Source organism: Peribacillus sp. QJM3NY_7 (genome assembly GCF_056173225.1).
The window spans coordinates 5,385,646-5,405,740 of sequence record NZ_CM149663.1; the positions used below are offsets into that span (position 1 = coordinate 5,385,646).

Sequence of the window (20,095 nt, forward strand, 5' to 3'; positions counted from 1 at the left end):
TGCAAGATAAATTTCTTAAATGCAGTTCTTATGTTTAAAATTTTCTTTTTTTTCCATAATAGTAATAGATACTAGATTCTTACCCGATAAGAGAGGTGAAAGCAATGGAATTGATTCCAAGCGAACGATTTAAAAGGACAACTAAATATGTACGGGCCTTCATTATCCTTGCCGCAATCGGGCTGACAATACTCTTTGTATTGCTTCTCTCTTTACTGATTTACGCAAAAATATTAGGTCCGCCTCCTTTGGTCGTGCCGCAGTCCACTCTCTATTACAGTGATGATGGAAATGTGATCGGTGAAACAGATAATGGCCAGAAGCGTTATTGGGCCGGAATGGAGTCGATTTCACCACAGCTCATCAAAGCGACTGTCGCCGTAGAAGATCGCCAATTTTACACTCATTATGGATTTGATATAAAGCGGATCGGCGGTGCCATCCTTGCCGATATCAAGGCAATGTCCAAGGTCCAGGGTGCAAGCACCATTACCCAGCAGTATGCCCGGAACCTGTTTCTTGGGCATGACAAAACGTGGTCGCGTAAACTTAATGAGGCCTTTTATACGATACGTTTAGAAATGAACTACTCCAAAAAGGAAATTCTAGAAGGCTATTTAAATACGATTTACTATGGCCATGGCGCATATGGAGCCCAAGCTGCAAGTCAATATTACTTTGGCAAGGATGCCAAGGATCTGACTCTTCCTGAAGCGAGCATGCTGGCCGGAATACCAAAAGGGCCGTCAAATTATTCTCCATTGGATAACTTTGAAAAAGCGAAATCTAGGCAGAAAGTTGTCCTGCAATCCATGAAAAGCAAAAACTACGTTTCAGACAAGGATATCGCGAAAGCGCTGCGAACATCCCTTACATTAAAAGGGGAACACGGAACGGTCACCAAGAAGACCGCTCCCTATTTCCAGGATGCCGTCAAGCAGGCTTTAAAATCTCAGCTTCATTTAGATGACCGGACGATCGAGCTCGGCGGCCTTAAGGTGTATACGACACTGGACGAAACCCAGCAGGGAGCTGCCGAAGAGGTCCTTTCCAGTACCATACCCAAGTCTTCAGGCATTCAAGCCTCGATAGTGGCAATGGATCCGGATACCGGGGAGGTCCGTGCGCTGGTCGGCGGTAAAGATTATTCCGAGTCTCCATTCAATCGGGCCACACAGGCCGTTCGCCAGCCTGGTTCAACCATGAAGCCATTGCTATACTATTCAGCGCTGGAGAATGGTTTCACACCATCCACCACCTTGAAAAGCGAGACAACTACCTTTTCTTTCGATGATGGTCACTCATCTTACACACCGCATAATTATAACCATCAGTATGCGGAAGGCGAAATCACGATGGCTCAGGCCATTGCTCTTTCCGATAATATCTTTGCCGTAAAAACGCATTTGTTCCTTGGGGAACAGTCATTGGTCGATACGGCGCGTCGATTCGGAATCACAGCAAAGATGGATGCCGTCCCTTCCCTGGCACTCGGTACGTCAGGTGTTAGGGCGATTGAAATGGTGAACGCATACAGCATTCTGGCTAATGGCGGCAAGAAGGTTGAACCCGTGTTTATCAAAAAGGTGGAAAATCAAAAAGGTGAAGTGATTTTTGATGAAAAGGAGAAACCAGAACAGATTCTGGATAAGGATAAGGCATTTGTCATGACCCAGATGCTTACAGGTGTTTTCGATGAAACGTTAAATGGCTATACGAAAGTGACCGGCAGCACCATCAGTTCCCAGCTGACCCGCCCATATGCCGGCAAATCAGGATCCACCCCGACGGATAGCTGGATGATCGGTTACACACCGGAGCTCGTAGCTGGAGTATGGACTGGATATGACCAAGGCAAAAAGATCGAGATCCCTGCTGAAAAAGGCTATGCAAAGAAAATCTGGGCTTCCTATATGGAAAAGGGCCTAAAAGGTAAACCGGCAAAATCATTTAAGGAAACCGAAAACGTAATCGGGGTAAACGTGAATCCCGTAAGCGGAAAATTGGCCACAAAGGATTGTCCCGTCTCAAGAATGACTTATTATGTTAAAGGAACCGAGCCTGTCGAATACTGTGCCGAGCACTTTAAGGGTGAGAATCCGAAACATGCCCCAAAAGAAGAAGAACTTAAAAAGGCCCCTTGGTACAAGAAAATCTTAAAACCTTGGGGATAACGAAAAACCCCCGAAGCCTGCAGAGGCTTCGGGGGTTTTTCTGTCCTAGTTCCACAGTGACTAAACTGCTGTCTTTAAGTTTACTGATTTTATCGCTTTCCTACAAGTGCATTTTTCACTAAACTTAACATTTCATCCATCAAACGAGATTCAAACCGTCAATGAATCCTTCAGCTGATCTGAAGAACGCTCCCACATTCCCGCATCATGGTTTTTCAGGAAGTCTGCAAGCACACGTTTTGATTTATCGTCCATTTCCTCAATGATGATCTTTCGTTTTAGCGATTTATCCATCCGGTTAACATGCTCCGGGAGCGATTTGTAACCGCGTCTAATTGATCTGTCGACCGTCATTTCACATGCTGTCACACCTGCATAGTGCGGACCATTTTGAGTGGCTTCAATGGTCACCCAAACAAGCCAGTAGGGTTTGGCATTCGGGACTTCCTCTTTAGTCTTTAAGAACTTGATCCCTTTTTCCACTGCACTTCTTGCATGCATCGCTCCGATATCGACCTCTGCTTCACCCGCATCCACATCGATGATGACCGGGGAAATATTATCGAGTGTTAATACCCCTGCCCCATATCCGCCATGGCCTTCTGTTGGGTCGTTTTTTATAATATTGAAGCCTACCTTTTTCTTTGGTTGTTCTTCCATGTTCATATCCCCCTTTATCGTTTGTCATTCCTTATTATTGGTTAAAAAAACAAAAGTGAAAAAAATTGACTCAAGGTGCCTCCTACAAATTTAATGCCAGTATCCAAAATCGGTCTAATTGTATATTGACTCAGCGGTGTGATGATCAGAATCAAAAAAATAAGGGAGCCATATTGTTCATACTGGGTCATTTTTGCCCGCAAGTCTGCTGAAACAAGATCCTGAACGATCCTATAACCATCGAGAGGCGGCAGCGGTAACAGATTAAATACAAATAAAAGGACATTTAAATTTATGAGTATATTTAAGAAGGGCTCGACGAAAAACGGTAACTCAGGTCCAACGCCTGCCGCCAGCAACCCGTAAAAAATCAAATACCCCAAAATTGCAACAAGCAAATTGCTGAACGGACCGGCAAAAGAGACGAGCACTCCTGCCAATTTTGGATTCTTGAAATGAAAACGATTGACCGGTACGGGTCTCGCCCAACCAAATCCGGCTATCAATATCAACAGAGTTCCGATCGGATCCAAGTGTGAAATCGGATTCAACGTGACTCTCCCTTCATTCTTTGCTGTCGGGTCACCGAACTTATAGGCCACATACGCATGGGAAAATTCATGAACCGTAAATGCGATCAACAGTGACACAATGACATATGGAAGCTTTTCCAAAGGATAAACCAAAAACCGTTCTATTTGCTCCAAGAATTGCATCGATAGCTTCTCCCCCAATGTTTAATACCGTTAGTATACATCAAAAGCTCAAGAAGTGAAAAAACTCTGACTTCCGTGTCTTGCAATTCTTTTTCCATTGTGAAACACTACAAGATAAGAGAGGAAGGGGGGAAAAGAGATGCCATATGTAACAGTCAAAATGCTTGAAGGCCGTACAGACGAACAAAAAAAGGCTTTAGTCGAAAAGGTGACTGCAGCAGTGACGGAAACAACTGGAGCACCAGCTGAAGCCGTGACGATTTTCATTGAAGAAATGTCAAAAAATCATTTAGCAGTAGCCGGTGTCCGTAAAAGCGATCTATAAGATTTACATAATGGGGAAAAGCTAAGCCATCAATTCGGCTTAGCTTTTGTTTTTAACTGCTCAATATATTCATATGCCTCATCAATTTCTTCAAGGGTATATTTTTGTTTGCTTTTCAGCGTAAAAATTTTCTCGGTGACTTCCTCTTTTTCAAGCGTGTCGAAGTATAGCACCGTTGAAACCAGCTCCAAAAACCTGGCATTCTGTTCGTTCATATCCTGTAAGCATGCCTCAAGTGCCGGCATCTCTACTTCCTGTATGGATAGGAAATCCTGGCCGGCATCCGTTATCGAATAACAATATTGATAATAGCCTGCTTTTTTTTCCCTTACTTCATTCAAGTAGCCCATTTCGCAGAGCTCTTCAATCCGTAAGGTCAACTCCTCCGAATACGGTCCATAAAAGTGAAACTGAAACTTTTCATGAAATGGGAAGGACAGCTTCTTCGCGATATAAACGATTTTTTGTAATTTTTTCCGACCCGAGATTTCACCGGCAGTAGAAATTGCATTGATAATGTTTGCATGATCCTTAAACAAGGCCCGTCACTCCTCACCAAAAATGTACCACTTTAATCCGATAGCTCCAAAAGCTTGCGGATCTGTTTTTTAATATTTTTCTTCGTAGATTCATCACGCAATAAATCCGCTGGATAATACAACTTATGATCCGTTCTTCTTTTCCCTGAAATTGCATCGACAATTTCGGATTCACGTGATAATTCACGAATTTCGCCATTATTTTTAAGCAAGTGAATCGGAAGTCTCTCCTCTTCCTCACCTGGCCGGTAAAAATCATACGGCAGATCTGATGAGGAATCGACGACAAGATAATAATCCGGATCGATGCCTGCCTTCTTGAATAGCGTCCTTAATTCCATCAATCTGTTCATTTGACTGTTCGACGGATGGAATTCCACATATTTAAATAGTTTACGGTTAACGAAGCGAGTGCATAAATCTTTTAAAATCGCATCGTTTTCCTCTTCCCATGCTTCGAAATAATAGAGCATCACCGATTCATCCATTTTCAAATAGTCCGTTAAAGTCACTTCTCCCTTGAACAATGAATAAAAATGGTGCGGTTCTTGAGCAAACTCATAACCGGATTCATATAAATGTTTCGCCCTATGTAGGATCTTGGTAAGTATGACCTCCGCACTTCTCGTAACTGGATGGAAATAAACCTGCCAATACATTTGGTAGCGACTCATGATATAATCCTCAACCGCATGCATCCCGCTCTGCTTTATGACCGCATGTTCTTCCCTTGGCCTCATCACACGCAAAAGCCTTTCCATATCGAAATGACCATAACTCACGCCAGTGAAATAAGCATCACGCTGTAAATAGTCCATTCTATCAGCATCGATCTGACTTGAAATCAGGCTGACTACTAATTTGCCTTTATAGGTTTTCGCGATGACTTCTGCCACTTTTTTTGGAAAATCACGCCCAACTCTAAGGAGGATCTTATTCACTTCCGTATCGCCGACGATTATCTGCTGCGTGAATTGCTCATGATCCAGATCAAACACTTTTTCAAAAGAATGAGAGAAAGGACCATGACCCAAATCATGCAGGAGGGCTGCGCACAAGGATAGTAACCGCTCCTCTGGTTTCCATTCCGGTCTGCCCTCGAAAACATCATCCACGATTCTCCGGACAATCTCGTATACTCCAAGCGAATGGCTAAGCCGACTATGTTCCGCACCATGAAAGGTTAAATAAGTCGTACCCAGCTGTTTGATCCTACGAAGCCGCTGGAATTCCTTCGTCCCTATTAAATCCCATATAACCCGGTCACGAACATGTATATATCGGTGCACCGGATCCTTGAATACTTTTTCTTCTTGTAATTTTTCGCCGGAATATCCCATGAACTACCCTCTTTTTCATAATCTCGATGCACTCATTATAGCGTGTTTTGACAAAAAACCCTAACTTCCACCTCGCTAGTAAGAGGGGGCATTTTGTAAGAAAACGGAAGTTCCAGTCTGGTTTTGTCTCGAAAATAAGGAAATAAAAAATCACCGCAGTGTGTCGAATCTGGGTGATGATTACTGGTTCCATATATCATAAGAAACAATCCACTCTACCTATATATCATGGATCCTACTTTAGTTTTTTATTGATTTTATCTAGTAACTCGTCTTCTGTCGGTGCAGCAACCGGACGGTTATTGACAAAGGCAAAAGACTTCTTTCTGCCAGGACCGCAGTAGGATTGGCAGCCCACTTCAATTTTCGCGTCGGGATCAAGCTTTTCAAGACGCGGGATCAATGTTTTTATGTTTACCGCCAAGCAGTCATCGCACACTCTGAATTCATTGGACATCCTCCGGTCACCATCCTTTCCATGACAAACTGTATTTCATCCATTTATATGACTAAAAGGTATTTTACCGTTTCTACTTATGAATATCAAGAGGGCTGAATGATGTGAAAAATGATGTAATTAATCAAAAAACTAGTATCCTTTTAACCTTTTTGTATAAAAAATCCATATTTTGTCCAAAATGCTAGTAGAACACCCATAAATCACTGCCACACGATATTTTATATAGTTATTTATTTTAAAAGTTACCAGAAAGGGAGTATGTAGAAATGAAGGTTCGTCAAGACGCCTGGACAGAAGAAGATGATTTGCTTTTGGCAGAAACGGTATTGCGCCATGTGCGGGAAGGCAGCACTCAGCTTAATGCTTTTGAAGAGGTAGGAGATAAGTTGAATCGTACCTCTGCAGCATGCGGATTCCGCTGGAATGCAGTTGTCCGCCATAATTATGATAAAGCGCTATCCCTTGCCAAGAAACAGCGTAAGCAGCGGCAAAGGATCCTCGGAAAAGATCAAGGAGGGAAAAAACGGCTTCTTTATACACCGCCGTCCCCAACGATTTCCGACATAATGGTTCCCCATGTACAAGAGGAGGAACTAGAGTTGAATACCGAAGTCGATACTGCCAATTATGAAGCAGCAGAGGAATTCGTTGTGGCAGAAGCCCTCACTCCTAAGACACAGCACACACCAGTTACTTTGGAATCGGCCATGAGCCTTGATGCCGTCATCGCCTATTTGGAATCCATGAACGGCCGCATGCTTCAAGCCGAAGTATTAAAAACCGAAAATGAAAGATTGAAGCTTGAAATTAAAGGACTGAAAAAGCGAAACGAAGATTTGGAGAATAAAATCAGCCACCTAGAACAAAACAGCGGCTTGATGCAGGAAGATTATGAAACTTTGATGAATATCATGAATCGAGCAAGAAAGCTGGTCTTGTTAGAGGAAGAGGAACGTCCGGCAACGAAGTTCAAGATGGACCGGAATGGCAATTTGGAAAAAATGGCCGAGTAATAAATAAGATAATGTGGGGTTCTGTTATATAGATCAACCACATGCCAGAGGCCGTTTCACCCCTCTTTATCCGAAAAAAGGGAGCCAACAAGGCTCTTTTTTTCATTGTTTCAAGAAAGAAGGAATACTATCCCCGCCTATCATACAGTCCTTTTACAGTTTCAGTGAATGCTAAAGTCGTATTAAATGAAAGAAGCCATTCCTGACTTAATGGAACGGCTTTTTTCATATCAATCCTTTAATGCATCGAACACTTTATCATTGCGTTCGACCACTCTCGTCAAGTACGCCTCATACAGCGGCCATTCCTCAGCGGAAAGTGTGTCAGAAAATATCCTTTCGCTATGTTCCTTCAGTACTTGAAGGAATCTGAGCATCACGTCTTGAACGCTCAATTGAACACCCAACAATTCGGTTAGGGATGCCATCACCGAAGGGACGATATCAGGATAAGCGAATTTGGTTTCTGCATTTCCTTTAGCTGCATCATAAAAACCCTTCACGAGACTGGCACGTTCAGCCCCGCTTCCATTGACACACAAATAGATTTGCACCGCTACACCATTGCGGATCCTGCGTTGGGATATACCGGCAAACTTTTGCCCATTTATACTTAAATCATAACTGCCAGGACAATAGGAACCGACGATTTCCCGCGCCTCCATCTTGACTGGGAAATCGGAAAACATCAATTGGACAAGCTCCCACATCGCATCATATCCACGATTGATTTCAATTTTCTGCTCGTTTTCAGGAAAAATGAGCGAAAAATTAAGGACCCCCTCATCCAGGACGACTGCAAGCCCTCCGGAATTCCTCACGATGGCCCGGAAACCATGTTCCTCCAAATGATCCAAGCCCTTTTTAAGAAAAGGCAACTTCGTATCCTGTATACCCATGACGATGGTTCGGTGGTGTACCCACGCCCTGGCTACGGCCGCTGATTTACCTGACCCAACGGAAGCGCAAAATGTATCATCCATCGCAAAGGACTCCAGAGCAGGAAACTGAGGTCCAACGGAAGATTGATCAATAATCCTCCACTCTTGCTGCATTAATAATGAATCTGTCTCACCCATACGAATCTCCCTCTACATTTAATCCTCAAGCTGTCTATTGATACTGCGCCACAAATCCCTGTGCAGCTGTAATGACAGCCAGTTTATATACATCCTCTTCACTGCATCCCCTCGAAAGGTCGTTCACCGGACGATTCAGCCCCTGAAGGATCGGACCAACCGCTTCGAAGCCACCCAAGCGCTGTACCATCTTATAGCTAATGTTCCCTGCTTCGAGACTTGGGAAAATAAAAACATTCGCATCCCCCTGTATAAGGGAATCCGGTGCTTTCTTCCTTGCCACAGAAGGGACGAAGGCCGCGTCAAACTGAAATTCCCCATCAAGGATGACTTCAGGGTCCATTTCCTTTGCCAAATCGACGGCATCAACCACTTTTAAGGTCTCGGGGGATGTTGCCGATCCCTTTGTCGAAAAGCTCAGCATCGCCACACGCGGTTCGATATCGAACATTAATGCAGTCTTCGCACTTTCTATAGCAATTTCAGCCAGGTCCTGGGAACTCGGGTTTATATTGATCGCACAATCCGCGAATACATATTTCTCTTCCTCCCGGACCATGATGAACACTCCCGAGGTCTTTTGGACGCCCGGCTTTGTTTTAATGATCTTTAAGGCCGGACGAACCGTATCGGCAGTAGAATGTGTTGCGCCACTAACCATTCCATGTGCCAGTTTCATATGGACGAGCATGGTTCCAAAATAGTTCTCATCCATTAAGATTTCACGTGCTTGTACATCAGTGTCTTTACCATCACGGACCTTCACGAACGCTTCAACCATTTCATCCATCATGATATAATTCTTCGGATCATATATTTCGATTGCATCAAGGGAGATCTTTAAGTCTTTTGCCTTCTCTTGAATAAACCCGATATCCCCGATCAATACCGGTGTCACCAGTTTAGCTTGGGCAAGCCTGCCTGCTGCTCCCAAAATCCGTTCATCCAACCCTTCCGGAAAAACGATCTTTAAATTATGCCCCATAATTTTCGATTCCAATATTTCAAATAAATCACTCATTGGCTCTTCCTCCTTTTTAGATACGTTTCCCCCATTTTTTCGATATTTAACCATCCGGTAAAATCCATTGTCGTCTTCTTTTAAGAATACTCCAGCAGCCAGGTAAATTCCAGCCCTCCGCAAATTTGAAAATTACAGAAACACCGAAAAACTGTGGTGTTTGCGGGTTGATATAAATATCCTTATACTGAAACTATGCTATATTAAAGTTATAATAAGACTTAGGAGTGATTGTAATGAGTGAAGCAGCACAAACACTGGACGGCTGGTATTGTTTACATGATTTCCGCCTGATCGACTGGGCTTCCTGGAAAACGCTATCAAGTGACGAACGCCAATTGGCCATCTCGGAATTCCAAGGTTTACTGGATAAATGGAATATGACACAAAGCGACAATGAAGGCAGCCATGCCCTATATTCCATCGTTGGTCAGAAAGCGGACTTCATGCTTATGTTTGCCCGCCCGACCATGGAAGAATTGAATGCAATCGAAAACGAATTCAACAAAACGAAGCTTGCCGAATATACAATTCCCGCTTATTCATACGTTTCGGTCGTGGAATTAAGCAATTACTTAGCTGGCGGAGATGGTGAGGACCCATACCAGAACCCTCATGTTCGTTCCAGACTTTATCCGATACTGCCAAAAGCGAAACATGTATGCTTCTATCCAATGGACAAGCGTCGTGATGGCGATGATAACTGGTATATGCTTTCCATGGAAGAGCGCAAAGGCTTAATGCGTTCCCACGGCTTGATTGGCCGTAGTTATGCCGGTAAAGTAAAACAAATCATTTCAGGTTCTGTCGGTTTTGACGATTATGAATGGGGCGTGACTCTATTCGCAGATGATGTCCTTCAATTCAAAAAATTAATCTATGAAATGCGTTTTGATGAAGTGAGTGCACGATACGCTGCATTTGGCTCTTTCTTTGTAGGCAATATCCTGCCTGAAGAAAATGTATCTTCATTCCTATACGTTTAAGACGAAGGGCTTCCGGTTTCCGGAAGCTTTTTTTGCGTCCGCTCCTTTTTATTTTTTCCCCGGCTGTGGAATAAATCCAATCCCCACCCCATACATTTTCAATAGTGATGAATTTATTTTTTCACAGTCCCATTCAGCTTCAGGAAAATTGATCAAGGCAATTCCTGACTCCAGCGAGGTGAAGGAACGTTACTTCTATTCATTAGCCGGCAAGAGGATATGGCTTATATCATGAACGGCAGCCGTTATGTATCGCTTAACATTCATTGTGGTTTTTTAAGCCACCCGGGGATTGTCCAGAAAACATATACAATACTACCGGTCGCTATAAATCGCACTGTTTCTCCCAGTCCACACTCTCGGATTATCCAAATTCCAAAGCATCAACTAAACCTTGAATTCAGGAGGGAATGCAATGTCACAAAATAATCCTTATGGTAATTATCCGTACGGAGGAAGCCCTTATTACCCCTATGAAAATAATGAGCCTGAACTAAGACAGCAGAATCCTAACCAGCAGCAGGGTTACCCGCAGCAAGGATACCAACAACCACCATACCAGCCACAACAGCCCACTATGGGAGGCACGCCACAACAAATGCCGATGCAGGTGAGTCCAGCCACTTCCGGACCTCAGATACCTGGCATGCTTCCGGTCGAACAGTCGTACATCGAGAACATCTTGCGTTTGAATAAAGGGAAATTGGCCACTGTTTATACAACGTTTGAAAACAACAAGGAATGGAATGCCAAGATCTTCAAAGGAATCATCGAAGCTGCAGGACGCGATCACTTAATCATAAGCGATCCTCAAACGGGAAAACGATACTTAATCCCGATGGTATACTTAGATTATATAACGTTCGATGAAGAAATCGAATATGAATATCCATTTGGAGGCACTGGGCTTACCACCTATTCGCCAAGGTAAAAAAATCCTATATAAGAAGAGCCTCGGAATCCATTTGATTCCGAGGCTCTTCTTATATAGGCAAACTTTTTCCAAAAAGATCGATCAGCTCAGTTTGTAGAGGTTCGGAAAACATTCCACCTTCAACTCATCAGGTATGGTTTCTATCTATATGCAATAACAAAGTTGATTGGAGAAAAAGGTGCGAGCCCGCCTCTGGATAAGCGAGTGCCTGCAGCAGTAATGTACGTCCAAATTGTACAATCCATAAAAAAAACTGCAGGCAAACTCGATTTCTTCGAATTTGTCTACAGCCTCAGCTGACCTTACAAGTATTTATACGCAGCAATGATCATTAAGACCCAAGCAACCAAGAAAGAAACTCCTCCAAGCGGTGTGATGGCACCAAGGACTTTGATTTGCGTAACGCTTAGAACGAATAGGCTTCCGGAAAATAGGATAATTCCTATTAGCATAAGCCAGCCGGACCAGTTGATCAGCGGACTATCAATTTTCCCAGCTATTAAACCGAGCACCAATAAACCCACCGCGTGGAACATTTGATATTGAACAGCGGTTTGCCAAGTTTCCAAATATTTATCAGGAATTTTCCCTTCCAGGCCGTGTGCACCGAATGCACCAAGTGCCACAGCAATAAACCCATTCAATGCACCTAAAATGATGAACAGTTTCAATTATTTCGCTCCCCTTCCCTAATTTAAAAATCGAACAAGGACTCCCCATTGGCCTCATCCATTTTAACCGGTTCTACATTCGGTGTAGCCGGCATGACGGGCTGGGTCAATGTGATTGGCTTCTGTATGCTGATGTTCGCAGCTTTTTCATCAACCATCACTTCACAAAGGGACTTAATGGCCATTACATACCCTTGCACCTTATCCTCTGAATTTGCCTGTTTCGCTTTTAAAACAAGCTCTTCGATTTTATCTAACATTTGTCTTGATGAAATATCCAACTTTACCACCTCGTCTATATACAGGTCAAAACTATCATAACTAGCATAGCAAAAATCAGAGAAGAAAACACCTTGCATATTTCCTACCTTTTAATTGGCTTTGCTTGAAATTTCAAGCATGGCTCTCCTGAAGAACGAAAGACATCAAGAGAAGGCTGGTTTGATGTTTTGAATTGAAAAGCACGGCAGCCTTTTGGAAAACTGAGATCCCAAGTTATATAGAAATGACGGCACGCCATACAATTCACCCGTTTCGTTCTCTTGCCGATATCATCGGTTCGGGATTTTCCAATCAATTGGAGATTCCCCCATTTCCATCAGCAATTGATTTGTTTTGGAAAATGGTTTGGTGCCAAAGAAACCACGGGAAGCCGACAGCGGACTCGGATGTACAGACTTAATGATTTTATGTCGGGCTTCATCAATCAAAGGGATTTTGGTTTGAGCAGGTTTCCCCCACAGGATGAATACAACCGGTTTCGGACGGTCATTCAATAGGCGAATAATTTGATTCGTAAAGATTTCCCATCCTTTTCCGCGGTGTGAGTGCGCCTCTCCCTCACGGACAGTCAAGACGGTATTCAATAGAAGCACTCCCTGTTTTGCCCATTCGACCAGGTAACCATTATCTGGTACCTCATAGCCAAGATCGGTGTGTAACTCTTTAAAGATATTTCTTAAAGAGGGCGGGATGCGCACCTCCGGCTTGACTGAAAAACTAAGGCCATGCGCCTGACCCTGGCCATGGTAAGGGTCTTGTCCAAGGATGACAACCTTTACATCTTCAAAAGGAGTATAGTGAAGCGCATTGAAAATATCGTCCTGATCCGGATGAATGACTTGCTGACTGTACTCTTGCTTTATGAATTCCCATAGCTCCTGGTAATATTCTTTTTTGAATTCCTCTTTCAATAGAGGCCACCAATCATTTGTTAAAAACTGCTTTGCCATCTGCCACAGCCCCTCTCCGCTTTTTGAAACTATATTATATCAAACTTCATCGCCTTGCCTTTTTCCATAGATTACGATTTATGTTTCTATATACCCCAAAAAGGGGAAAATAGAAAGCTAGCAAGCAATTTAACCATGTTGGAGGCTTTCCTATGAAAAAGTGGTACAAAAGAAAACGATTTTATCTGCTTGTCAGCATTTTGATCATCATTGCAATCGTCATTGCCTATAACAGCTACAAGCCACTTCCCGATGGCATTTCTTATGAAGGGAAGGTTCATCATGTCGAGGAAATCGATTTCATCTATAATCTTTCCTATCACGACGAACAAGGGAATCTGCAACATGAGCAGCGAATTTTCCAAACCATAAATCAAGCCATAGAAGAGGCTGATTCTTATATCGTAATCGATATGTTTTTGTTTAATGCTTTTTATGATGAAAAGATAAACTTCCCGAAGTTAACCGAGACGCTGAAGGATAATCTGATTGAACAGAAGAAAAAGAAACCTGACCTCCAGATTATATTCATTACTGATGAAGTGAATACTTCCTATAATGCCTACCAGTTAGAGGCATTGGAAACGATGAAGAAAAATGAAATTGATGTCATTGTTACCAACTTAGACCGCCTCCGGGATCCAAATCCTCTCTATTCAGGTGTGTATCGGACCTTTTTCCAATGGTTCGGTGAAAGCGGGAAAGGCTGGATTGTCAATCCAATGGCTAAAAGCGCACCAAAGGTCACCTTGCGTTCTTATCTTAGACTGATGAATATCAAAGCCAATCACAGAAAAGTGGTCGCGACTGAAAAAACGGCCATCATCTCATCTGCCAATCCTCATGACGCAAGCGCCTTCCACTCCAATATTGCCTTCCAGATGGACGGGAATATCATCGGCGATTTCGTTAAAGCCGAAGAAGCCGCTTCGAAATTCTCGGGAGGACCAAAGTCATTTCCTGAGTTCAAGGAGAAACCAGCTGATAAAGGGCCAATATCAGTACAACTGCTAACGGAAGGAAAAATCAATGAACATGTCCTAAAGGCAATTAAGGATGCCAAAAATGGTGACAAGATCCATCTTGCCATGTTCTACATTGCCGATCGCGAGGTTGTCGAGGCATTAACGGATGCAGCTAAACGGGGTGTGAAGATTGAAATGATATTGGATCCGAATCAAAACGCATTCGGAAGTGAAAAAATCGGGCTGCCCAATCTTCCGGTTGCCGCCGAATTCGAAAAACTGGGGGATGAAAACATCTCGATTCGCTGGTATAAAACAGATAAAGAACAGTTCCATACAAAATTGATGATGATCCAAAAGGCTGATGAAACGGTCATTCTTGGAGGATCGGCTAATTATACTTCACGAAATCTAGATGACTATAACCTTGAAGCGAATGTTGAAATCCATGCTCCAAATGATGCGGACGTTTCCAAGGATGTCGACAGCTATTTCCATAGACTCTGGACAAATCAAAACGGAACATACACGGTGGATTACAGTGAATACCAAAAGAAACTGCCTGTCTTCAAGTACTTGACCTACCGCATACAGAAGGTATTCCGCTTCACCACTTACTAAATATTCGTTGAGATAAATGTTTAACAGGGCCCAAATGAGGATATATACTACTATAGCCAATCAGAAACTGTAATAAGCAAGATTCTATTTACCTATTTTCAAGAAAATCTTAATGAAATTCAAGGAGGAGTTTATATGTATCAAGTACATGTAGTAGAAAACGGTTTACAAGCAAAGGAAAAAATCGATGAATTAGTTACATCAGGTTATACGAAAGACGATGTATATTTGTTTGCCCATGATAAAACCCGTTCTAAACACCTTACCGAGAATACAAATACAGAAGGTGTAGGCATGCAGGAACAAGGTTTCCTTGATACCGTCGGAAATCTCTTTAAATCTCGCGGAGATGAACTTCGTAATCGAATGAGCAACCTTGGCCTTAGTGATATGGAGGCAGAGCGTTACGAGGAAGTTCTTGACGAGGGAAAAGTAGTCATCGTTGCTTCCAAACAAGATAACAAAGACGGGGTCACACACTAAAACCCGTACCATTACCCTATATGGATTCATAAAAAAACGAGGCCCCAAAACCTGGGGCCTCGTTTTTTTATGAGCATTATCCCAGGATGCTTTGGTACGCGGCCTTTGCATGGACCATATCCTTCGTACCGTGAATCAACGCCCTGCCATCCTTGAAAATGACGATACGTTCCCCAGCTTTTTCACAGGAGAGAAGAAATGGATTGAATTTCACCAAATAACCGCTGCCGTCCAGATCTTTGGCTAATTTTTCAAGTTGCAGTTCCAGAGGTTTTGGCGGTCTTACCTGTACAGTGTCCCTCCCGCAAAGAACAGCCGTTTTCGTTGCATTTTCCATTGTTAAAAAGGGGTATGTCCTCTGCTCTCCGCATGAGAGACAATCTTTCTTTTTCGCTTTTGTCAATTTAACGGTTTGGTATTGATTTCTCCACAGATCAAAAGAAACTAGTGCAGGCCGTACCGATTCCCAATCTTCAACAAGGATTTTCAAAGCCTCGGCAGTTTGGTGTGCCACTACCATCGTAACAGCTGGTGATATGATCCCTCCTGTGTCACAGGTCATTCCTTGAATCGGGATCGCTTTAAGCAAACAGTGCAAACATGGAGTCTGCCCGGGAAGGATCGTCAAAGTCATGCCCACGCTCCCCACACATGCCCCATAAATCCACGGTATATGAAGCTTTTGTGATAAATCATTAATAATCATCCGTGTCTCAAAGTTGTCGGTTGCATCCAATATCAAATCAACATCACCAAGCAGCTGTTCGAGATTCTGGGCAGTTGCATCCATGATGATGGCATTCACTTCAACTTCATGGTTGATATCCAATAAATGACGCTTTGCCGCTTCTGCTTTTGGCAGTTTCTCCGCGACATCCCGTTCCGTATACATTTGTTGGCGCTGTAAATTACTGGTCTCGACATAATCCCTGTCGACAATGGTAAGCTTCCCTACTCCTGCACGAGTAAGGGCCTCGGCATTAGCAGATCCCAAAGCCCCTGCACCAAGAAGCAAGACATGCTTCTTCATAATTTTCAATTGGCCCCCTTCACCAACTGGGGCGAATAAAGTTTGCCTTGAATATCGCTCTTTCACCGTGAGCCCTCCCTTCCGGACGCTTCACCCTCCACTTACTGGCGGAATGAAAGCAACTGTATCTCCATCAGATAAAATCGTGTCATCATCAGCAAATTCCTCATTGACCGCTGTCATCACGGTTTCAAGACCTTCCAATTGAAAATCCACCTTCATCTTTCCTTTTAGCTGGGCAACACTCATTCCATTTCCTTCTATTGAAACAGTCTCTTTGCCTAGCTCATCTTTCAATTGGGCAAATAAAAGTACATTAATCATCAATATCCCCCTCTTCCGGTTTCCCTGATGGATATGGAACGGTTTCCAACTGGTTTCCTACCCAGGTTTCCCCATCTTCCCAATGTTCTTTTTTCCAAATCGGGACGATTTCTTTAATTCTTTCGATCGCATACCTATTGGCCTCATATGCATCATTTCGGTGTGGTGTACTAACGGCAATAACCACTGCGATATCCGTGATTTCAAGTTTACCTACACGATGGGTGATCGCCGTTTCTGCATCAGGCCAACGCACCTTGATCTCAGATCCGATTTGCTCCAATTTCTTGATGGCCATCGGTACATACGCTTCGTAAATTAAGAAGAGGGTCTTTTTTCCTTTCGTCATCTCCCTCACTGTACCAATAAAAGTCGTGACGGCACCCGCATTTCGACTGACTACTTTATCAATCACTTCCTGGATGACAATCGGCTCTTTTGAAATATTATAATTCATGTCTACCATCCTTTATATAATTCAGTTTGATCAATATAATCTGCCTCTTGATAATCTTCCCTCGTATTCATATTGAAAAAAAGGTAGTGAAATTGTTCAGGATTTTCGCGGTATAACGTAAAGTCGGTTTCTTTCATGATTTTCACCGAGATCTTTTCCAAGAATAGACTCATTTTTAATTCATGTTTTAATAAACACTCCGTCAGTACAGGAAGACACCTTTTATGGTAAACAGCAAAAAGCGGCTGGAGCCTGCCATTTATTTCTGGAATGACAGCATCGAATCCAGGTTCATAATGGGTAATGATATCCTTTATGGCAGCTGCACTCACAAACGGCATATCGCACGCTGCAAGGAACTGAAGCTCCGTTTTCGATGAGGTCAGCCCTGCATGCAATCCACCAAGAGGTCCTTGATCTTTATGTAAATCCGGAATGAGCGGAAGTTGCAGAAAATGATATTCTTCAAATGTATTCGTAATGACCATAATGTTTTCTGACACCTTTTTCAACTCGGATGCCACTCTTGAAATGTTCACAACGCCGCCTACGGTCAAAAGTGCCTTATTCACTCCCATACGGCTTGATTTCCCGCCAGCTAAAAGCAACATGGTCCACTCCATAGAAATCAACCTCCCTTTTTTGGGTTTAATCCAGCATCGAACGGAAAAGCTATACTAAATGTGTCTCCACTATATTTAAATATTTTAAATCAAATTTGAAAATAATGACACTTTCACAACCTTTGCTTTGTCCATCAAAAGTTGGAGGCAGGGTCCAAAGCTAAAAGTGCATGCTGACATCCATCCAATTTCCTTAATTACAGGTTCGAAAAATGACTTATACGAGGCGATTGCCCTTCCTTCGCCAAGACACTCATAGTAGGCTGAAAACTAAGTTTTACATAAAAGAAATTTTGGTATATTCTAAAAATAGGATATTAACTGGTATGCTGATAATATCGATATCTAATTCTCCTGAGGAGGTCACATAATGACTATGAAAAGAGCTATGACAGTTGCCGGATCTGATTCGAGCGGCGGCGCAGGTCTTCAAGCAGATTTAAAGACATTCCAAGAATTCGGCGTTTACGGTATGTCCGCTTTAACGACAATCGTGACGATGGATCCGAAGAATGGCTGGGCCCATAATGTATTCCCTACACCGGTCGAAGTTTTGGAAGCCCAAATCGAAACGATTCTATCAATAGGCATTGATGCCATGAAGACAGGAATGCTTGGATCAGTGGAAATCATTGAACTTGTTGCCCGTAAAATAGATGAGTTGAAGCTGGACAAAGTCGTAATCGATCCAGTTATGGTATGTAAAGGTGAAGATGAAGTATTGCACCCTGAAACGGCTGTAGCACTGCGCGAACTGCTTGTTCCACGTGCAACTGTAGTCACACCTAACCTGTTCGAGGCCGCTCAGTTAGCGGGAACTGCTCCTATCAAGACGATTGATGATATGAGGGCTGCAGCTGAAAAGATTCATGCACTTGGTGCAAAATATGTCTTGATCAAAGGCGGTAATAAGCTTGATCATGATAAAGCCATCGACCTTTTATATGATGGACAAGAATTTGAAATCCTTGAATCGGAAAAAATCGAAACGACCAATACACATGGTGCCGGCTGTTCATCTTCTGCCGCCATTGCAGCTCAATTGGCTGAAGGGAAAAGCCCGCGTGAAGCTATCCTCGTTTCTAAAGACTTCATCACCGAAGCGGTTCGCCATTCTTGGAAAATGAATGACTATGTCGGACCCGTCAATCATGGCGCATACCATAAATATGGGGTTGCGGAAAAAACACAAAAATAAAACATCAAGTTTAATGGCCGCTCAAATTCATCGAGCGGCCTTTTTCGCTTTTTTTGTTTTTATCTAGTAAAATAGAAAGAAGGAAAAGCTTATCTAGCCGCCCAGTTAAGGAGGAAATTATCGAATGAAACCTATAGACCGTACAGAGGTGCAAAATGCCATTGATTCTTTCGCCGGACAAGATGTATATCTTCACCTTGAAACGACAAATGGCGCCTATGCCACTCATGTAGATGAAGCTTTCTTCTCGGCAGGTGCTTATATTCGTAACGCTTTTATTCAGTATGAACATGGCAAGATAGTTGGGGATGGACCCTATCGCATCGGCTTGAAGCTCAATATTGGCTGGGTATATGCAGAAGGCGTTAACCACTTCGAAATGGATGAACAGGGGAGATTGCTATTGGCAGGCCTTGATTTTTCCGGAAAGCTTGCTGTCTCCATGCAGCTCAGTCCCACTCCCTTTGAATGATGACAACTTGCTTGATATATATCATATGATGATTCCGATGAAAACTCCCATTCACCGATAAACATACTTACTGTAAGTAGTACGGAAGGAGAAATATACCTTGGAAAAAGAACGCCATGTATTAGTTATATTCCCACATCCCGATGATGAAGCCTTCTCGGTCTCCGGAACGCTTGCCCTTCATAGAGAAGCGGGCACTCCTGTCACCTATTTATGCTTAACTTTAGGAGAAATGGGACGTAATTTAGGAAACCCTCCATTCGCAACAAGGGAATCGCTTCCTAAAATTCGTAAAAAGGAATTAATCGATGCAGCAAATGCGATCGGCATCCAAGATTTACGCATGCTTGGATTGCGTGATAAGACGATTGAATTCGAAGACGATGAAAAGCTGACTTCATTATTCACCGATGCCATCAATGAATTGAATCCTTCATTGATCATTACGTTTTACCCAGGATACAGTGTCCATCCGGACCATGAAGCGACAGCACGGGCTGTAGTTCGGGCCGTGGAGAGAATGGAAGAGAAAGAGAGACCTAAACTTCATTGTGTCGCCTTCTCGAATAACTGCATTGACGAATTGGGACAGCCCGACATCGTCCATGATATCACTGCCGTCGAAGAAAAAAAGGTAGCCACATTCACTGCCCACCGTTCGCAAACGGAAGCAATGGTGATCGATTGGAAAGAGAAATTCGAAAATCAGGATGCAGATTTCCTGGACTGGATCCGCAAAGAAAGATTATGGACCTATAAATTTTAAGAAAAC

24 protein-coding genes are annotated in these 20,095 nt (G+C 43.0%); 10 read left to right on the top strand and 14 right to left on the bottom strand.

Features of this window, described 5'->3' with window-relative positions; translation table 11 throughout:
* Positions 1-104: 104 nt before the first annotated feature.
* Entirely contained in the window at positions 105-2,174 is a 2,070-nt protein-coding gene (locus tag AC0VX1_RS26045; RefSeq protein ID WP_413021609.1) for a transglycosylase domain-containing protein, read from the top strand.
* Between the two features lie 150 nt (positions 2,175-2,324).
* On the opposite strand, the gene AC0VX1_RS26050 is transcribed toward AC0VX1_RS26045, so the two are convergent.
* Positions 2,325-2,834: a YwhD family protein gene (locus AC0VX1_RS26050; protein ID WP_413021611.1), complete on the bottom strand. Its 510-nt coding sequence runs from the start codon at positions 2,832-2,834 to the stop codon at positions 2,325-2,327.
* A 41-nt stretch (positions 2,835-2,875) separates the two neighbouring features.
* Positions 2,876-3,550, bottom strand: a complete 675-nt coding sequence (locus AC0VX1_RS26055) for a site-2 protease family protein (protein ID WP_194719487.1) — start codon at positions 3,548-3,550, stop codon at positions 2,876-2,878.
* Positions 3,551-3,689: 139 nt separating this feature from the next.
* On the opposite strand from AC0VX1_RS26055, the gene AC0VX1_RS26060 reads away from it, so the two are divergent.
* Positions 3,690-3,875 carry a 2-hydroxymuconate tautomerase gene (locus AC0VX1_RS26060; RefSeq protein ID WP_034315897.1) on the top strand — a complete coding sequence of 62 codons (186 nt, stop codon included), beginning with the start codon at positions 3,690-3,692 and terminating at the stop codon, positions 3,873-3,875.
* Positions 3,876-3,904: 29 nt separating this feature from the next.
* Here the strand turns inward: AC0VX1_RS26060 and AC0VX1_RS26065 are convergent, their stop codons facing one another.
* The 3 genes from AC0VX1_RS26065 to AC0VX1_RS26075 all read right to left on the bottom strand — a co-directional run bounded on the left by AC0VX1_RS26065 (position 3,905) and on the right by AC0VX1_RS26075 (position 6,211).
* A complete protein-coding gene (locus AC0VX1_RS26065) occupies positions 3,905-4,414 on the bottom strand; it encodes a YwgA family protein (RefSeq protein WP_034315899.1) in 510 nt (169 codons plus the stop codon).
* 32 nt (positions 4,415-4,446) lie between these two features.
* Complete coding sequence (locus AC0VX1_RS26070) at positions 4,447-5,754, bottom strand: HD domain-containing protein (protein ID WP_034315900.1); 1,308 nt, start codon at positions 5,752-5,754, stop codon at positions 4,447-4,449.
* Between the two features lie 235 nt (positions 5,755-5,989).
* Positions 5,990-6,211, bottom strand: a complete 222-nt coding sequence (locus tag AC0VX1_RS26075) for a YuzB family protein (RefSeq protein ID WP_048683566.1) — start codon at positions 6,209-6,211, stop codon at positions 5,990-5,992.
* Between the two features lie 269 nt (positions 6,212-6,480).
* On the opposite strand from AC0VX1_RS26075, the gene AC0VX1_RS26080 reads away from it, so the two are divergent.
* Positions 6,481-7,227 (top strand): RsfA family transcriptional regulator, encoded by a 747-nt coding sequence (locus AC0VX1_RS26080; RefSeq protein ID WP_095390579.1) that lies wholly within the window; start codon positions 6,481-6,483, stop codon positions 7,225-7,227.
* Positions 7,228-7,457: 230 nt separating this feature from the next.
* On the opposite strand, the gene lipL is transcribed toward AC0VX1_RS26080, so the two are convergent.
* The gene (lipL, locus tag AC0VX1_RS26085; protein WP_057278205.1) at positions 7,458-8,306 is read right to left on the bottom strand and encodes an octanoyl-[GcvH]:protein N-octanoyltransferase; all 849 of its coding nucleotides are present in this window, start codon (positions 8,304-8,306) and stop codon (positions 7,458-7,460) included.
* 34 nt (positions 8,307-8,340) lie between these two features.
* Positions 8,341-9,327: a phosphate acetyltransferase gene (gene pta, locus AC0VX1_RS26090; RefSeq protein WP_413021615.1), complete on the bottom strand. Its 987-nt coding sequence runs from the start codon at positions 9,325-9,327 to the stop codon at positions 8,341-8,343.
* Positions 9,328-9,563: 236 nt separating this feature from the next.
* Between pta and hemQ the strand changes: the two genes are divergently transcribed.
* Together hemQ and gerQ are read left to right on the top strand one after the other, a co-directional pair.
* Positions 9,564-10,313, top strand: coding sequence for a hydrogen peroxide-dependent heme synthase (gene hemQ / locus AC0VX1_RS26095; RefSeq protein ID WP_053536913.1), 750 nt, complete (start codon positions 9,564-9,566; stop codon positions 10,311-10,313).
* Positions 10,314-10,728: 415 nt separating this feature from the next.
* Complete coding sequence (gene gerQ, locus AC0VX1_RS26100; protein ID WP_475469545.1) at positions 10,729-11,244, top strand: spore coat protein GerQ; 516 nt, start codon at positions 10,729-10,731, stop codon at positions 11,242-11,244.
* Positions 11,245-11,549: 305 nt separating this feature from the next.
* Here gerQ and AC0VX1_RS26105 read toward each other — a convergent pair whose 3' ends face one another.
* The 3 genes from AC0VX1_RS26105 to AC0VX1_RS26115 all read right to left on the bottom strand — a co-directional run bounded on the left by AC0VX1_RS26105 (position 11,550) and on the right by AC0VX1_RS26115 (position 13,150).
* Positions 11,550-11,918, bottom strand: coding sequence for a DUF423 domain-containing protein (locus AC0VX1_RS26105; RefSeq protein ID WP_475469546.1), 369 nt, complete (start codon positions 11,916-11,918; stop codon positions 11,550-11,552).
* A gap of 23 nt (positions 11,919-11,941) precedes the next feature.
* Positions 11,942-12,199, bottom strand: a complete 258-nt coding sequence (locus AC0VX1_RS26110) for a YwdI family protein (protein ID WP_034315918.1) — start codon at positions 12,197-12,199, stop codon at positions 11,942-11,944.
* Positions 12,200-12,469: 270 nt separating this feature from the next.
* Complete coding sequence (locus AC0VX1_RS26115) at positions 12,470-13,150, bottom strand: uracil-DNA glycosylase (RefSeq protein ID WP_057278207.1); 681 nt, start codon at positions 13,148-13,150, stop codon at positions 12,470-12,472.
* Positions 13,151-13,302: 152 nt separating this feature from the next.
* Here AC0VX1_RS26115 and AC0VX1_RS26120 point away from each other — a divergent pair, with 152 nt between their 5' ends.
* Together AC0VX1_RS26120 and AC0VX1_RS26125 are read left to right on the top strand one after the other, a co-directional pair.
* Positions 13,303-14,736, top strand: a complete 1,434-nt coding sequence (locus AC0VX1_RS26120) for a phospholipase D family protein (RefSeq protein WP_475469547.1) — start codon at positions 13,303-13,305, stop codon at positions 14,734-14,736.
* Positions 14,737-14,871: 135 nt separating this feature from the next.
* Complete coding sequence (locus tag AC0VX1_RS26125; RefSeq protein ID WP_475469548.1) at positions 14,872-15,219, top strand: YflT domain-containing protein; 348 nt, start codon at positions 14,872-14,874, stop codon at positions 15,217-15,219.
* Between the two features lie 76 nt (positions 15,220-15,295).
* Here AC0VX1_RS26125 and AC0VX1_RS26130 read toward each other — a convergent pair whose 3' ends face one another.
* From AC0VX1_RS26130 to mobA, 4 genes are read right to left on the bottom strand one after another with little or no spacing between them, the layout of a single operon-like run.
* Entirely contained in the window at positions 15,296-16,315 is a 1,020-nt protein-coding gene (locus AC0VX1_RS26130) for a MoeB/ThiF family adenylyltransferase (protein ID WP_053536922.1), read from the bottom strand.
* Between the two features lie 24 nt (positions 16,316-16,339).
* Complete coding sequence (gene moaD / locus AC0VX1_RS26135) at positions 16,340-16,573, bottom strand: molybdopterin converting factor subunit 1 (RefSeq protein ID WP_034315925.1); 234 nt, start codon at positions 16,571-16,573, stop codon at positions 16,340-16,342.
* On the bottom strand, positions 16,566-17,030 hold the full coding sequence (locus AC0VX1_RS26140) for a molybdenum cofactor biosynthesis protein MoaE (protein ID WP_475469549.1): 465 nt from the start codon (positions 17,028-17,030) through the stop codon (positions 16,566-16,568). The genes moaD and AC0VX1_RS26140 overlap by 8 nt, the downstream gene beginning before the upstream one ends.
* Before the next feature lie 2 nt (positions 17,031-17,032).
* Entirely contained in the window at positions 17,033-17,653 is a 621-nt protein-coding gene (gene mobA / locus AC0VX1_RS26145; RefSeq protein ID WP_475469550.1) for a molybdenum cofactor guanylyltransferase, read from the bottom strand.
* A 370-nt stretch (positions 17,654-18,023) separates the two neighbouring features.
* Between mobA and pdxK the strand changes: the two genes are divergently transcribed.
* The 3 genes from pdxK to bshB2 all read left to right on the top strand — a co-directional run bounded on the left by pdxK (position 18,024) and on the right by bshB2 (position 20,089).
* Positions 18,024-18,851, top strand: a complete 828-nt coding sequence (gene pdxK, locus AC0VX1_RS26150) for a pyridoxine/pyridoxal/pyridoxamine kinase (protein ID WP_170946897.1) — start codon at positions 18,024-18,026, stop codon at positions 18,849-18,851.
* A gap of 124 nt (positions 18,852-18,975) precedes the next feature.
* Positions 18,976-19,323, top strand: a complete 348-nt coding sequence (locus AC0VX1_RS26155; RefSeq protein ID WP_034315946.1) for a YojF family protein — start codon at positions 18,976-18,978, stop codon at positions 19,321-19,323.
* 100 nt (positions 19,324-19,423) lie between these two features.
* A complete protein-coding gene (gene bshB2 / locus AC0VX1_RS26160) occupies positions 19,424-20,089 on the top strand; it encodes a bacillithiol biosynthesis deacetylase BshB2 (RefSeq protein ID WP_034315960.1) in 666 nt (221 codons plus the stop codon).
* Positions 20,090-20,095 lie beyond the last annotated feature (6 nt).

What these genes read in the sequence shown, in the direction of transcription:
- gerQ (WP_475469545.1), top strand. Translation starts at nt 10,729, where the DNA reads ATGTCACAAAATAATCCTTATGGTAATTATCCGTACGGAGGAAGCCCT.
- AC0VX1_RS26070 (WP_034315900.1), bottom strand. Translation starts at nt 5,754, where the DNA reads ATGGGATATTCCGGCGAAAAATTACAAGAAGAAAAAGTATTCAAGGAT.
- moaD (WP_034315925.1), bottom strand. Translation starts at nt 16,573, where the DNA reads ATGATTAATGTACTTTTATTTGCCCAATTGAAAGATGAGCTAGGCAAA.
- AC0VX1_RS26080 (WP_095390579.1), top strand. Translation starts at nt 6,481, where the DNA reads ATGAAGGTTCGTCAAGACGCCTGGACAGAAGAAGATGATTTGCTTTTG.
- AC0VX1_RS26140 (WP_475469549.1), bottom strand. Translation starts at nt 17,030, where the DNA reads ATGAATTATAATATTTCAAAAGAGCCGATTGTCATCCAGGAAGTGATT.
- AC0VX1_RS26060 (WP_034315897.1), top strand. Translation starts at nt 3,690, where the DNA reads ATGCCATATGTAACAGTCAAAATGCTTGAAGGCCGTACAGACGAACAA.
- AC0VX1_RS26055 (WP_194719487.1), bottom strand. Translation starts at nt 3,550, where the DNA reads ATGCAATTCTTGGAGCAAATAGAACGGTTTTTGGTTTATCCTTTGGAA.
- AC0VX1_RS26115 (WP_057278207.1), bottom strand. Translation starts at nt 13,150, where the DNA reads ATGGCAAAGCAGTTTTTAACAAATGATTGGTGGCCTCTATTGAAAGAG.
- mobA (WP_475469550.1), bottom strand. Translation starts at nt 17,653, where the DNA reads ATGGAGTGGACCATGTTGCTTTTAGCTGGCGGGAAATCAAGCCGTATG.
- lipL (WP_057278205.1), bottom strand. Translation starts at nt 8,306, where the DNA reads ATGGGTGAGACAGATTCATTATTAATGCAGCAAGAGTGGAGGATTATT.
- AC0VX1_RS26075 (WP_048683566.1), bottom strand. Translation starts at nt 6,211, where the DNA reads ATGTCCAATGAATTCAGAGTGTGCGATGACTGCTTGGCGGTAAACATA.
- AC0VX1_RS26155 (WP_034315946.1), top strand. Translation starts at nt 18,976, where the DNA reads ATGAAACCTATAGACCGTACAGAGGTGCAAAATGCCATTGATTCTTTC.
- pta (WP_413021615.1), bottom strand. Translation starts at nt 9,327, where the DNA reads ATGAGTGATTTATTTGAAATATTGGAATCGAAAATTATGGGGCATAAT.
- pdxK (WP_170946897.1), top strand. Translation starts at nt 18,024, where the DNA reads ATGACTATGAAAAGAGCTATGACAGTTGCCGGATCTGATTCGAGCGGC.
- AC0VX1_RS26045 (WP_413021609.1), top strand. Translation starts at nt 105, where the DNA reads ATGGAATTGATTCCAAGCGAACGATTTAAAAGGACAACTAAATATGTA.
- AC0VX1_RS26125 (WP_475469548.1), top strand. Translation starts at nt 14,872, where the DNA reads ATGTATCAAGTACATGTAGTAGAAAACGGTTTACAAGCAAAGGAAAAA.
- AC0VX1_RS26050 (WP_413021611.1), bottom strand. Translation starts at nt 2,834, where the DNA reads ATGGAAGAACAACCAAAGAAAAAGGTAGGCTTCAATATTATAAAAAAC.
- hemQ (WP_053536913.1), top strand. Translation starts at nt 9,564, where the DNA reads ATGAGTGAAGCAGCACAAACACTGGACGGCTGGTATTGTTTACATGAT.
- AC0VX1_RS26120 (WP_475469547.1), top strand. Translation starts at nt 13,303, where the DNA reads ATGAAAAAGTGGTACAAAAGAAAACGATTTTATCTGCTTGTCAGCATT.